Consider the following 13,733-nt stretch of genomic DNA (forward strand, 5'->3'; position numbering starts at 1 on the left):
TGCCCCACCCCATCACGAGGCCTATCCGACATGCATCCCGCTCCCGATCACTTCATCCTGCGCGTCAGTTGCCCGGCCGTGTCCGGCATCGTCGCCGCGGTGACCACCTACCTGGCCGAGCACGGTTGCTACATCAGCGAGATGGCGCAGTTCGACGACGAGGACAACGGGCGCTTCTTCATGCGCGCGGTGTTCCGCTACAACACCGGTGTCACGGGTGACACACCGCAGCTGGAAGCCGGCTTTGCCGATGTCGCCCAGCGTTTCGACATGCAGTGGAGCCTGCACAGCAGTGCCCGGCCGATGCGCGTGCTGCTGATGGTGAGCAAGTTCGACCACTGTCTGTCCGACCTGTTGTACCGCCATGCCAAGGGCGAGCTGGACATGCAGATCACCGCCGTGGTCTCCAACCACCTGGACCTGCGCCCGATGGCCGAGCGCCAGGGCATCCGTTTCGTCTACCTGCCGGTCAGCAAGGACACCAAGGCCGAACAGGAAGCCGCGCTGCTGCGCATCGTCGAGGACACCGGCACTGAACTGGTGGTGCTGGCGCGCTACATGCAGATCCTCTCCGACGACCTGTGCCGCCAGCTGTCAGGCCGGGCGATCAACATCCACCATTCGTTCCTGCCCGGTTTCAAAGGCGCCAAGCCTTATCACCAGGCCTACCAGCGCGGGGTGAAGCTGATCGGTGCCACCGCCCACTATGTCACCAGCGACCTCGACGAAGGCCCGATCATCGAGCAGGAAGTACAGCGCGTGGACCATGCCTACGCACCGCATGACCTGGTGGCCATCGGCCGCGACACCGAGACCATCGCCCTGTCCCGCGCCGTGAAATACCACCTGGAGCATCGGGTGTTCCTGAACCACGACCGCACGGTGATCTTCAAATGAACGCCACTCCCAGTATCAAGCTGATCGACGGCAAGGCCACCGCGACGCGGGTGCTGGCCGAGGTACGCGAGCAGGTGCAGGAGCTGCGCCAGGGCGGCGTGCAACCGAGCCTGGCGGTGGTGCTGGTCGGCGCCGACGCTGCCAGCCAGGTGTACGTGCGCAACAAGGTGCTGCGTGCCGAAGAGGTGGGCATCCGCTCGCTGGAGCATCGCCTGCCCGCAGACACCAGCCAGGCCGAGCTGCTGGCCCTGATCGACCGCCTCAACCGCGACACCGAGGTCAACGGCATCCTCGTGCAACTGCCGTTGCCGGCCCATATCGACGAACACCGCATTCTTCAGGCGATCAGCCCACTGAAGGATGTGGACGGCTTCCACAGCGAGAACGTCGGCGGCCTGGCCCAGGGCCGCGATGTGCTCACCCCGTGCACGCCCAGCGGCTGCATGCGCCTGCTGCGCGATGCCTGTGGCGAACTGCGTGGCAAGCATGCGGTGGTGGTCGGCCGCTCGAACATCGTCGGCAAGCCCATGGCCGCCCTGCTGCTGCAGGCCGACTGCACGGTGACCGTGGTGCATTCGCGCAGCCGCGACCTGCCGGCCTTGTGTCGCCAGGCAGACATCCTGGTGGCCGCAGTGGGCAAGCCACGGCTGATCGGTGCCGACTGGCTCAAGCCTGGCGCGGTGGTGATCGATGTCGGTATCAACCGCATCGACGAAGGCGGCCACAGCCGCCTGGTCGGCGATGTCGACTTCGCCGCCGCCCTGCCCCAGGTGGCCGGCATCACCCCGGTACCCGGCGGCGTCGGCCCGATGACCATCGCCTACCTGATGAAAAACACCCTGCTCGCCCTCGACCTGCAACAACAGGCCGCCCACCAGGAGCGCACCCCATGCCTTTCGCCCTGCTGAAATACGGCCTGAGCGCCGACTACCCGGTGGAGGTCGACCTGCCACCACCGTGCGAACTCAAGCCACGCTATGACGTGGTGATCATCGGCGGCGGCGGCCACGGCGTGGCCATCGCCTACTACCTGGCCAAGTACCATGGCATCACCAATGTCGCCGTGCTGGAGAAGGCCTACCTGGGCGGCGGCAATACTGCGCGCAACACAGCGGTGATCCGCTCCAACTACCTCACCAGTGAGGGTGTGCGCTTCTACGCAGAATCGGTGCGCATGTTCCAGAACCTGTCGAACGAGTTCGACTTCAACATCATGTATTCCGAGCGCGGTCAGCTCACCCTCGCGCACACCGACGCCACCGTGCGCGCCTTTCGCCAGCGCGCCGAGGTCAACAAGCACTTTGGCGGGCGCACTGAAATGATCGACCGCCAGCAGATCCTCGAGCTGGTGCCGAGCCTGAACCTCGACCCCGGTCACCTGCCGGTACTCGCCGGCCTTTGGCACATCGATGGTGCCACCGCCCGCCACGACGCGGTGGCCTGGGGCTACGCCAAGCAGGCTGCCAAGCGCGGCGTCGAGATCCACCAGCTGACCGAAGTGCAGGACCTGCTGATCCGAAATGGCCGCATCGAGGCGGTGAAGACCAACCGTGGCACCGTGCAGTGCGGTTGCGTGGTACAGGCCGTGGCCGGGGCCAGTTCGCTGCTGATGGCCAAGGCCGGCATTCGTGCGCCGATCCACACCTACCCGCTGCAGGCCATGGTCACCCAGCCGTTCAAGCCGTTTCTCGACCCACTGGTGAGCTCCTCGGCGCTGCACTGCTACGTGCAGCAGACCAGCCGCGGCGAGATCGTCTTTGGCGGCGGCTCCGACCCCTACCCGCTGTACAACACCCGCTCCACCCTCGACCTCAAGGAGAGCTTGCTGGCACACGCCATCGAGATGTTCCCGTTCATGGCCAACGCCAAGCTGATGCGCCAGTGGGCCGGGATCACCGACATGACCCCGGACTACAGCCCGATCATGGGCCTGTCGCCGGTGCACAACTATTACCTGGACGCCGGCTGGGGCACCTGGGGTTTCAAGGCCACGCCGATCTGCGGCAAGACCATGGCCGAGCTGGTCGCCAGTGGCGGCAAGGTGCCGGAACTGATCGCACCCTTTGCCCTGGAGCGCTTCAGCCGCTTCCAGCAAGTCAACGAAATGGGCGCCACCGCGGCCAGCCACTAAGGAGCGACGACGATGAAGATCCTGACCTGCCCCTTGAACGGCCCGCGCAATATCAGCGAGTTCACCTACGGCGGCGAATTCAGGCACATGCCCGACCCGGCCAACTGCAGCGATGCGCAATGGGCCGACTATGTGTTCAACAGCGACAACCTGGCCGGGGTGGTGACCGAGTGGTGGCTGCACAACGCCTCCAGCTACTGGTTCCTGGCCGAACGCCACACGGTGAGCGACCAGGTGCTGCGCACCTTCGACCCGAAAGAACTGTTCGACCGCCGCGTCGACTTCACCCCCGCCGCCACCCCGGAGATTGCCGGATGAACAGCCACACTCGCCTCCCCGCGCCTATGGGCCTGCTGATCGACCGCGAGCGGCCCCTGCACTTCCAGTTCGACGGCCAGGCCTGCCAGGGCTTTGCCGGTGACAGCATCGCCAGCGCCCTGCTCGGCAGTGGCCGCTGGCTGCTGTCGCGCTCGTTCAAGTACCACCGCCCGCGCGGCCCGCTGAGCATGGCCGGGCAGGATGCCAACACCCTGGTGCAGCTGCCGGACGAGCCCAATGTGCTGGCCGACCTGGAAGCCGCCCGCGATGGCCAGGTAGTCGAAGGGCAGAACTTCAACGGTAGCTTGGCGCACGATCGCGACGCCTACCTGGGCAAGTTTTCGCGCTTCATGCCGGTGGGCTTCTATTACCGCTCGTTCTACAAGCCCAAGGGCATGTGGAAGGTGTGGGAGCCGCTGATCCGCAAGAAGGCCGGCCTGGGCGTGCTCGACCTAGGCTTCAGGCCGCAGTATTACGACAAGGCCTATCTGTTCGTCGATCTGGCCGTGATCGGCGCTGGCCCGGCTGGCCTGCGTGCGGCACTGGACGCGGCCAATGCCGGGGCCAAGGTGTTGCTGATCGAGCAACAGCCGGTACTTGGCGGCTCGCTCACCTACGCCCGCTTCGACATTGCCGGCACCCGCGCTACCAGCCTGCGCCAGGAACTGCTGGCTGCCGTCGAGGGCCACCCGAACATCCAGGTGCTGCTGGACGCCACCTGCAACGGCTGGTTCACCGACAACTACCTGCCGGTGATCCAGCACAAGCGCCTGTACAAGGTGCGCGCCAGCCGCTGCCTGGTGGCGGCCGGTTCGTTCGACCAGCCAGTTGTGTTCCGCAACAACGACCTGCCGGGGGTCATGCTGACCAGCGCCGTGCAGCGGCTGATGAAGCTGTACGCGGTAAAACCCGGCCAGCGCGCGGTAGTCCTCACCGGCCACGATGACGGCTACCTCGCCGCCCTCGACCTGCAGGAGCAAGGCGTGGCCGTGGCCGCGGTGGTCGACATGCGCGCTGCGCCAGCCGATGCCGCACTGGCCGCCGAACTGAAGCGCCGCGATATACCCGTGCACCTGGGCAGCACCGTGTACGAAGCCCTGCACGAAGCGGGCATGCGCCACGTGAGTGGCGTGGATATTCGCCCGATCACCGGCCAGGGCAAGGTCGGCCCGCATGGCCTGCGCCTGGCCTGCGACCTGCTGTGCATGTCGGCAGGCTACATGCCGGTGTACCAGTTGCCGTGCCAGGCTGGCGGCAAGCTGGCCTACGATGTGAACCGCGACGAATTCGTCATCAGCAACCTGCCGGCCGGGCTGGATATCGCCGGTTCGGTGAACGGCCGTCACGCACTGGGCAATGTGCTGGCCGACGCCACTCGCGGGGCTGCCGATGCGCTGGCAGCGCTGGGCCTGGAAGCGCCGGTGCAGCCAGTGTTCAGCGCCGAAGCCAAGGTCAACTTCACCTGGCCGATCTTCCCCCACCCCAAGGGCAAGGATTTCGTCGACTTCGACGAAGACCTGCAAGTGCGCGACATCGTCAACGCCACGCGCAGCGGCTACCGCGATGTGCAACTGGTCAAGCGCTTCTCCACGGTCGGCATGGGCCCGTCCCAGGGCCGCCACTCGGCGCTGCCGACCGCTCGCCTGGTGGCCCACGCCACCGGGCGCAGCATCAGCGAAACCGGGGTGACCACCGCCCGGCCACCGTTCCAGGCGGAAAAACTGGCCCACGTCGCCGGCCGCGCCTTCGACCCGTACCGGCAAACGCCCATGCACCGCCGCCACCTGGAAGCCGGGGCGAAGATGATGCCGGCCGGCATCTGGCAGCGCCCGGCCTATTATGGCAAGCCCGAGGACCGCGAACGCTGCATGCAGGAGGAAGCCCGCCATGTGCGCGAGAAGGTCGGCCTGATCGACGTTTCCACCCTCGGTGGCCTGGATGTGCGCGGCCCCGACGCCGCCGAACTGCTGGAGCGCCTTTACACCTTCGGCTTCGCCAAGCTGGCCATCGGCCGCACCCGCTACGCGCTGATGACCAACGAGCATGGCGTGGTGATCGATGATGGCGTGTGCGCCCGGCTGGGCGAGCAGCATTACTACGTCACCGCCACCACCAGCGGCGTCGACCGCATCTACCAGCAGATGCTGAAGTGGAACGCGCAATGGCGCCTGGATGTGGACATCACCAACGTCACCGCCGCGCTGGCCGCGGTCAACCTGGCCGGGCCGCTGTCACGCCAGGTGCTGGCCAAGGTGTGTGACGATGTGGACCTGTCGGCCGATGCCTTCCCTTACCTCGGTGTACGCCAGGGCACAGTGGCCGGCATTGCCGCGCGCATCCTGCGGGTGGGCTTTGTGGGTGAACTGGGCTACGAAGTGCACGTGCCGGCGCGCCACGCCGAGCACCTGTGGGATACCTTGATGCAGGCTGGCGCGGGGTTGGGCATTCGCCCGTTCGGCGTCGAGACCCAACGCCTGCTGCGCCTGGAAAAGGGCCACGTGATCATCAGCCAGGACACCGACGGCATGACCCACCCGGCGGAGATCGACATGCAATGGGCCATCGGCCGCAAGAAGCCATTCTTCGTCGGCAAACGCTCGATCGAGATCCTCGAAGCGCAGCCGCTCAAGCGCAAACTGGTCGGCTTCACCCTGCCCAAGGGCAGCCCGCAACCGCTGGAGGGGCATCTGGTGCTGGACGGGGCGGACATCAGCGGCAACGTCACATCCTGCGAATACTCGCAAACCCTGGGGCAGATCATCGGCCTGGCTTACGCCGGTGCCCATCAGGCCACGCCTGGCATGCACATCCCGATCCGCGTGGAGGGCGGTGTGATGGTCAATGCCAAGGTGGTGCCACTGCCGTTCCACGATCCCGACAACCTGCGCCAGGAGCTCTGAGCGATGACCAGTTTGCAAGCCAAAGCTTTTATTTCACCCGGCCCGTGGGCCGAACTGCTGCATACCTGCGCGTTGACTGACCTGACCGATCTGGCACGGGTCGGGTTTCGCGGGGGCGACAGTGCCGCTTGCCTGCAGGCGCGTGGCTACCGCTTGCCGTCGCTACCCAACCAGGCCGTGCGCCAGGAAGACGGTGGCTGGATAGCGCGCTTGTCGCAGACCGAGTACCTGTTGCTGGGCAGCCTGGCCGACGGCGGTGCACGGGTGGCTGCCGAAGAGGCCGGGTGGGTGCAGGATGCCCGGCGCAACTACCTGCTGCCGCGCCAGGATAGCCATGCCTGGCTGCAGCTCTCGGGGGTGCATTGCAGCGCGGTGATGGCCAAGTTGTGCGGTGTGGACTTGCGCGCCCGGGCGTTTCCCGTTGGGGCGGTGGCGCAGACCTCGGCGGCGCGGATCAACGTGATCGTGCTGAATGTGGGGAGCGATGAGAGGCCGGCGCTGCAGTTGCTGTTTGATCGGGCATCGCTGGCGTATTTCCGTGAAGCGCTGCTGGATGCCATGGATGAGTTCGATGGTGGGTGGGTCGGGGTAGATGAACTGATGCGTTGACCTGCACCGGCCTCTTCGCGGGTAAACCCGCTCCCACAGGGTAATCACTGGGCTTGGGGCTGTGGAGTACCTGTGGGAGCGGGCAGGCCCGCGAAGAAGCCAACGCGGTGGCTGGCACCGGCTGCGCCGGTGTTCGCGGGCACGCCCGCGAAGAAGCTCACTCGGTACCGAAGGTCAGAGGTGCACCAAGCGCTCACGCAGGAAGTTCACAAACCCCTGAACCGGCCGCGCCACCTGCCGGTGCTGGGGGTACACCGCCGACAACTGCAGTGCTGGCGGCCGCCACTCATCCAGCACTGTCACCAGTCGCCCATCCGCCAGCGCCTGTCCCACGATGAAGGTTGGCAGATAGGTCACCCCCATCCCGGCAATCGCCGCATCCCTGAGCAGCTCGCCATTGTTAGCCCGCATCCGCCCGACTACCTGGATCGCCTGTACTTTGCCGCCCTGGCGGAACTGCCACTGTACCTGCCGCGAATGACCATAAGGCAGGCAATCATGCCCAGCCAGTTGCTCCGGCCTGGCCGGCACGCCCCGAGCCTTCAGGTACGCCGGGCTCGCACAATACACCCGCTCGACACTGGCAATACGCCGCGCAATCAGGCTGGAATCCTCCAGCGCACCAATCCGTAGCGCCAGGTCATAGCCCTCGCCGATCAGGTCCACTGCGCGGTCGCTCAAATCCACCTCCACATCCACCTGCGGGTGCAACTGCAGGAACTCGGTCAGCAGGCACCCCAGGTGCGCCATGGCGAACGACAGCGGCGCACTCAGACGCAAGGTGCCACGCAAGGCCTGGGCCTGGCCGCTGATGTCGTGCTCCACCTGCTGCACTTCGCCGAGCAGGCGCAACGCCGACTGGTAGTAGTGCTGGCCCAGCGGCGTGGCATCCAGGCGCCGGGTGGAGCGGTTGAGCAGGCGCACGCCCAGGCGCTCCTCAAGCTGCATCAGGCGCCGGCTGACCGATTGCTTGGACATCCCCAGGCGGTCGGCAGCCGCAGTGAAACTGCCAGCTTCCATGACCTGGGCAAAGATCCGCATGTCTTCGTAAGGGTTCATTGTCTCGCTCTTGGTGACAGTCAAACGCTTTATAGCGGCTTTTTCCCATCAACGCATCTCCCTAATCTACGCACAAGTCGCAGCGATGGCCCTGAAGGCCAGGCAAGACGCCCACTACCAACATTCAACAGAAAAGGATTCGCTCATGAACATTGTCCACAAAACCCTTACCGCTTCCCTTCTGGCCCTGTCCGTTTCCAGCGCCTTCGCCGCTGGCAGCCCGGGTATCGAACAGCACACCCAGGCCTTCCTCGAAGCCCTGGAACAAGGCGGCGGCAAGCCACTGGAGCAGCTCAGCCCGAAAGACGCCCGCGCGGTGCTGACCGGTGCCCAGGCCTCGGTAAAGGTCGATCTCTCGGGTATCGAGGTGAAGGAACGCACCATCCAGGCCAATGGCGAGTCGATCAAACTGCAAGTGGTGCGCCCGGCCAACGTGAAGGGTGACCTGCCGGTGTTCATGTTCTTCCACGGTGGCGGCTGGGTGCTCGGCGATTTCCCGACCCACCAGCGGCTGATCCACGACCTGGTGGTTGGCTCTGGCGCAGTGGCGGTCTACGTCGACTACACCCCATCGCCGGAAGCGCACTACCCGACCGCGATCAACCAGGCCTACGCCGCCACCCGCTGGGTGGCCGAGCATGGCAAGGAAATTGGCGTGGACGGCAAGCGCCTGGCCGTGGCCGGCAACAGCGTCGGCGGCAACATGGCGGCAGTAGTGGCCTTGAAAGCCAAAGAGGCCGGCACCCCGGCCCTGCGTTTCCAGCTGCTGCTGTGGCCGGTGACCGATGCCAGCTTCGAAACTGCGTCGTACAAGCAGTTTGCCGAGGGGCACTTCCTGACCACCGGGATGATGAAGTGGTTCTGGGACAACTACACCACCGATGCCAAGGCACGGGAACAGATCTACGCCTCGCCGCTGCGGGCCAGCAGTGAACAGCTCAAGGGCCTGCCGCCGGCCCTGGTGCAAACGGCCGAGTTCGACGTGCTGCGCGATGAAGGTGAGGCTTATGCTCGTAAGCTGAATGCTGCCGGGGTGACCGTTACCTCGGTGCGCTACAACGGCATGATCCATGACTACGGGCTGCTCAACCCGCTGCATCAGGTGCCGGCCGTGCAAGCGGCCATGCGCCAGGCCGCCGGCGAGCTGAAAGTGCACCTGCAGTAACCTCATCCATGCATGCGGCAGGGCCTGGTGCCCTGCCGGTTCAGGAGACCCGTCATGCTCACCGTACGCAACGCCAAAGACCGCGGCCTGGCCTTTCATGGCTGGCTGAAATCGTTCCACACCTTCTCCTTCGGCCACTACCGCAACCCGGACGAGCAAGGGTTCTCGGACCTGCTGGTGATCAACGACGACCGCGTCATCCCCGGCAAGGGCTTTGGCCAGCACCCGCACCGCGACATGGAGATTTTCTCCTACGTGCTGGAAGGCGCGCTGGAGCACAAGGACACGCTGGGCACCGGCTCGGTGATCCGCCCGGGCGATGTGCAGCTGATGAGCGCTGGCCACGGCGTGGCCCACAGCGAGTTCAACCACAGCCAGGTGCAGCCGGTGCACTTCCTGCAGATCTGGATCGTACCGAACGTGCAGGGGGCAACGCCGCGTTACCAGCAACAGCATTTCAGTGCCGAGGAAAAGCGCGGCAAGCTGCGCCTGATCATCTCGCCGGATGGCGCCGAGGGGTCATTGCAGGTACGGCAGAATGCGCGGGTGTATGCCGGCCTGTTCGACGGTGACGAGCGTGCCATCCTGACCTTGCCGGAAAACCGCCATGCCTATGTGCATGTGGCCCGGGGCAGCATCGAGCTCAATGGGCAAGTGCTGAATGAAGGGGATGGGGTGCGAGTGAGGCAGGAACAGGTGCTGGAACTGGGCAATGGGGTGGATGCCGAGGTGCTGGTATTCGACCTGCGGCCGCATGAGTTGCCTGGTATGCCTTGAGGCAGGTCCGGCCCTTTCGCGGGTAAACCCGCTCCCACAGGTACGCCACAGACTTCGAAATCTGTGGCGTACCTGTGGGAGCGGGTTTACCCGCGAAGAGGCCGCAAATCCAACTCAGGGCTCGACCCCTTCGACGATGATCACCTCAGCCTTCGCCACCCCCTGACGATGGCTGCAAGCCTCCTGGTACAGCTCGGACCGGTAACACGCCAGCGCCTGCTCGTACGAATCGAACTCGATCACCACGCTACGCTGAGGGGTAGGCCGCCCTTCCATCGCCTCGCTACGCCCGCCACGGGCCAGGAAACGGCCGCCGAATGCCTTGAAGGCAGCCGGGGCGCGCTGGGTGTACTGCTGGTATTGCTCGGGGTAGGTCACGTCCACATGGGCGATCCAATAGGCCTTCATGCGCTGCTCTCCTGTTACGGCGATATTTGTGTATGATGGTATACCATAATAATCATCCCACCACAGTGAGCGTGCAACATGGCTTTCAACACCATCGAAGAACTTCTCGAGGACTACCGGCAAGGCAAGATGGTCCTGCTGGTGGATGACGAGGACCGGGAAAACGAAGGCGATCTGCTGATCGCCGCCGAGCGATGCGACGCCCAGGCCGTCAACTTCATGGCCCGTGAAGCGCGCGGGCTGATCTGCCTGACGCTGACCGACGATCACTGCCAACGTCTGGGCCTGGAGCAGATGGTGCCGGCCAACGGCAGCGTTTTCAGCACCGCCTTCACCGTGTCGATCGAGGCTGCCACGGGCGTTACCACCGGTATTTCCGCTGCTGATCGGGCACGTACGGTGGCAGCGGCGATGGCCCCCAACGCCCGCCCGGAAGACCTGGTGCAACCCGGTCACATCTTCCCCCTGCGCGCCCGCGAAGGCGGTGTACTGACGCGCGCCGGCCACACCGAAGCCGGCTGCGACCTGGCGCGCCTGGCCGGGTTCACCCCGGCGTCGGTTATCGTCGAAGTACTCAACGATGACGGCACCATGGCCCGCCGCCCGGACCTGGAGGTGTTCGCTGCCCGGCACGGCATCAAGATAGGCACCATCGCCGACCTCATCCACTACCGCCTGAGCACCGAGCAGACCATCAAGCGCATCGGCGAACGCGAACTGCCGACCGTGCATGGCACCTTCCGCTTGGTCACCTACGAAGACCGCATCGAAGGTGGCGTACACATGGCCATGGTCATGGGCGATATCCGCCGCGAGCAGCCGACCCTGGTGCGAGTGCACGTGATCGACCCGCTGCGCGACCTGGTCGGCGCCGAATACGCCGGCCCCGCCAACTGGACGCTTTGGGCGGCGCTGCAGAAGGTGGCCGAGGAAGGCGCCGGCGTGGTGGTGATCCTGGCCAACCATGAGTCCTCACAGGCGCTGCTGGAGCGCGTGCCGCAGCTGACCCAGCCGGTGCGGCCTTACCAGCGTGGGCAATCGAAGGTGTACTCGGAGGTGGGTACAGGCGCGCAGATTCTGCAGGACCTGGGCGTGGGCAAGCTGCGCCACCTGGGCCCGCCGCTGAAATACGCGGGGCTGGCGGGGTATGAGCTGGAGGTGGTGCAGAGCATCCCCTTCGAGCCGGACATGGTCGGCTAAAACACCGAAGCAACTGACTTGGCAGGGCCCTGTAGGAGCGGGTTCACCCGCGAATGCGATGGTGAAGCCACCAACGCATTCGCGGGTGAACCCGCTCCTACAGGGCCCGCGCTGTTTCTGAAAGGGACGGAGTGATGGCCGGTAGCCTCATACCTCTTGCCAAAAGTTTGGAATACCATAATATGATATCCCGTAGACCTTGAATCTGCAGGCCGGCACCTACAATCAAAAACGGCCAAAAAACACTTTGTTTTAGCTGCTCCCCGAACACTGTTGGCGGGCGCACCACAAGCCCCGCCTCGAATAACAAAAGCAACGAGGGCGTAACCATGCTGTTGAGCAAACGTGTAACCGCAGTGCTGTCCGCCAGCCTGCTGACCCTGGCATGTCAGGCCGCCCAGGCCGCCGACAGCCTGAACTTCGTCAGCTGGGGCGGTACCACCCAGGACGCCCAGAAAGAAGCATGGGCCGTACCTTTCACCAAAGCCACCGACATCAAAGTCGTCCAGGACGGCCCCACCGACTATGGCAAGCTCAAGGCCATGGTCGAGAGCGGCAACGTGCAGTGGGACGTGGTCGACGTCGAAGCCGACTTCGCCCTGCGTGCCGCCAGCGAAGGCCTGCTCGAACCCCTCGATTTCACCCAGATCAAGCGCGACAAGATCGACCCGCGCTTCGTCTCCGACCATGGCGTCGGCTCGTTCTTCTTCTCCTTCGTGCTCGGCTACAACGAAGGCAAGCTCGGTGCCAACAAACCGGTGGACTGGACCGCACTGTTCGATACCAAGACCTACCCCGGCAAGCGCGCCCTGTACAAATGGCCCAGCCCAGGCGTACTGGAACTGGCCCTGCTGGCCGACGGCGTAGCCCCCGACAAGCTGTACCCGCTGGACCTGGACCGCGCCTTCAAGAAGCTCGACACCATCAAGAAAGACATCGTCTGGTGGGGCGGCGGCGCCCAGTCGCAGCAACTGCTGGCCTCCGGTGAAGCCTCGCTCGGCCAGTTCTGGAACGGGCGCGTCTATGCCCTGCAGCAAGACGGTGCACCGGTGGGCGTGAGCTGGAAGCAGAACCTGGTCATGGCCGACTTCCTGGTCATCCCCAAAGGTGCCAAGAACAAGGACGCGGCCATGAAGTTCCTGGCCAACGCCAGCAGCGCCGAAGGCCAGGCCGAGTTCGCCAACAAGACCGCCTACGCGCCGGTGAACGTCGACAGCGTGGCCAAGCTGGACAAAGACCTCGCGCAGAACCTGCCGACCGCCTACGCCCAGGACCAGGTCACCCTCGACTTCGCCTACTGGGCCAAGAACGGCCAGGCCATCGCAGCCCGCTGGAATGAGTGGTTGGTCAAATGAAAGTCGCCATCAACGCCCTGCATAACGCGCAAGGTGCCCCCACGGGCACCGGCGCCCCGGGAACGGCCCCCCGCCGCGTCAGCCTGAGCCAGCGCTGGAAAGGCAGCCGCAATCTGCTGCCGGCCCTGCTGTTCCTTGGCCTGTTCTTCTTCGCTCCGCTGGCCGGCCTGTTGCTGCGCGGGGTGCTGGAGCCAACGCCGGGCCTGGGCAACTACGAGCAGCTGTTCGCCAACTCGGCCTATGCGCGGGTGCTGTTCAACACCTTCTCGGTGGCCGGCGTGGTCACCCTGATCAGCGTGCTGCTGGGCTTCCCGCTGGCCTGGGCAATTACCCTGGTGCCCAAGGGCTGGGGCCGCTGGTTGCTGAACATCGTGCTGCTGTCGATGTGGACCAGCCTGCTGGCGCGCACCTACTCGTGGCTGGTGCTGCTGCAGAGCTCGGGGGTGATCAACAAGGCGTTGATGGCCATGGGTATCATCGATGCCCCGCTGGAAATGGTGCACAACCTGACCGGCGTGGTGATCGGCATGAGCTACATCATGATCCCGTTCATCGTGCTGCCGCTGCAGGCGACCATGCACGCCATCGACCCGATGGTGCTGCAGGCCGGCTCGATCTGTGGCGCCAGCCCGTGGACCAATTTCTGGAAAGTGTTCCTGCCGCTGTGCCGCTCGGGGCTGTTCTCCGGGGCACTGATGGTGTTCGTGATGTCGCTCGGTTACTACGTCACCCCGGCCCTGCTGGGCGGTGCGCAGAACATGATGCTGCCCGAATTCATCATCCAGCAGGTGCAGTCGTTCCTCAACTGGGGCCTGGCCAGCGCCGCCGCCGCACTGCTGGTGGTGATCACCCTGGTGCTCTTCTACCTGTACCTGAAGCTGCAGCCGGAATCCCCGGTTGGCAACGCGAGGTAA

General features: G+C 65.0%; 13 protein-coding genes. 11 read left to right on the plus strand and 2 right to left on the minus strand.

The annotated features are described in order from the left end of the window. Positions 1–30 precede the first annotated feature (30 nt). The 6 genes from purU to QN085_RS16100 are packed head-to-tail and all read left to right on the plus strand — an operon-like array spanning position 31 to position 6,855. Positions 31–897, plus strand: coding sequence for a formyltetrahydrofolate deformylase (purU, locus tag QN085_RS16075; RefSeq protein ID WP_023662858.1), 867 nt, complete (start codon positions 31–33; stop codon positions 895–897). Then, entirely contained in the window at positions 894–1,805 is a 912-nt protein-coding gene (gene folD / locus QN085_RS16080; protein WP_013973143.1) for a bifunctional methylenetetrahydrofolate dehydrogenase/methenyltetrahydrofolate cyclohydrolase FolD, read from the plus strand. The genes purU and folD overlap by 4 nt, the downstream gene beginning before the upstream one ends. Beyond that, positions 1,787–3,028: an FAD-dependent oxidoreductase gene (locus tag QN085_RS16085; RefSeq protein WP_023662859.1), complete on the plus strand. Its 1,242-nt coding sequence runs from the start codon at positions 1,787–1,789 to the stop codon at positions 3,026–3,028. The genes folD and QN085_RS16085 overlap by 19 nt, the downstream gene beginning before the upstream one ends. 12 nt (positions 3,029–3,040) lie before the next feature. Continuing rightward, the gene (locus QN085_RS16090) at positions 3,041–3,346 is read left to right on the plus strand and encodes a sarcosine oxidase subunit delta (RefSeq protein WP_023662860.1); all 306 of its coding nucleotides are present in this window, start codon (positions 3,041–3,043) and stop codon (positions 3,344–3,346) included. After that, positions 3,343–6,246, plus strand: a complete 2,904-nt coding sequence (locus tag QN085_RS16095; RefSeq protein ID WP_041505857.1) for a 2Fe-2S iron-sulfur cluster-binding protein — start codon at positions 3,343–3,345, stop codon at positions 6,244–6,246. Before QN085_RS16090 ends, QN085_RS16095 begins: the two co-directional genes overlap by 4 nt. A gap of 3 nt (positions 6,247–6,249) precedes the next feature. Next, on the plus strand, positions 6,250–6,855 hold the full coding sequence (locus tag QN085_RS16100; RefSeq protein WP_023661815.1) for a sarcosine oxidase subunit gamma: 606 nt from the start codon (positions 6,250–6,252) through the stop codon (positions 6,853–6,855). A 174-nt stretch (positions 6,856–7,029) separates the two neighbouring features. On the opposite strand, the gene QN085_RS16105 is transcribed toward QN085_RS16100, so the two are convergent. Beyond that, positions 7,030–7,914: a LysR family transcriptional regulator gene (locus QN085_RS16105; protein ID WP_023661816.1), complete on the minus strand. Its 885-nt coding sequence runs from the start codon at positions 7,912–7,914 to the stop codon at positions 7,030–7,032. Positions 7,915–8,059: 145 nt separating this feature from the next. Here QN085_RS16105 and QN085_RS16110 point away from each other — a divergent pair, with 145 nt between their 5' ends. Next, a complete protein-coding gene (locus QN085_RS16110) occupies positions 8,060–9,079 on the plus strand; it encodes an alpha/beta hydrolase (RefSeq protein WP_023661817.1) in 1,020 nt (339 codons plus the stop codon). 54 nt (positions 9,080–9,133) lie between these two features. Continuing rightward, the gene (locus tag QN085_RS16115) at positions 9,134–9,856 is read left to right on the plus strand and encodes a pirin family protein (RefSeq protein ID WP_013973150.1); all 723 of its coding nucleotides are present in this window, start codon (positions 9,134–9,136) and stop codon (positions 9,854–9,856) included. Between the two features lie 114 nt (positions 9,857–9,970). Here the strand turns inward: QN085_RS16115 and QN085_RS16120 are convergent, their stop codons facing one another. Continuing rightward, positions 9,971–10,264 carry a DUF1330 domain-containing protein gene (locus tag QN085_RS16120; RefSeq protein WP_023662089.1) on the minus strand — a complete coding sequence of 98 codons (294 nt, stop codon included), beginning with the start codon at positions 10,262–10,264 and terminating at the stop codon, positions 9,971–9,973. A gap of 78 nt (positions 10,265–10,342) precedes the next feature. Here QN085_RS16120 and ribBA point away from each other — a divergent pair, with 78 nt between their 5' ends. From ribBA to QN085_RS16135, 3 genes are all read left to right on the plus strand, one after another. Then, complete coding sequence (ribBA, locus tag QN085_RS16125) at positions 10,343–11,464, plus strand: bifunctional 3,4-dihydroxy-2-butanone-4-phosphate synthase/GTP cyclohydrolase II (RefSeq protein WP_013973152.1); 1,122 nt, start codon at positions 10,343–10,345, stop codon at positions 11,462–11,464. 329 nt (positions 11,465–11,793) lie between these two features. Beyond that, positions 11,794–12,819, plus strand: a complete 1,026-nt coding sequence (locus tag QN085_RS16130) for an ABC transporter substrate-binding protein (protein ID WP_013973153.1) — start codon at positions 11,794–11,796, stop codon at positions 12,817–12,819. Beyond that, positions 12,816–13,733, plus strand: coding sequence for an ABC transporter permease (locus QN085_RS16135; RefSeq protein WP_015270844.1), 918 nt, complete (start codon positions 12,816–12,818; stop codon positions 13,731–13,733). The genes QN085_RS16130 and QN085_RS16135 overlap by 4 nt, the downstream gene beginning before the upstream one ends.

The organism is Pseudomonas sp. M2(2023), assembly GCF_030263955.1.
Classification (GTDB): Bacteria; Pseudomonadota; Gammaproteobacteria; order Pseudomonadales; family Pseudomonadaceae; genus Aquipseudomonas; species Aquipseudomonas asiatica.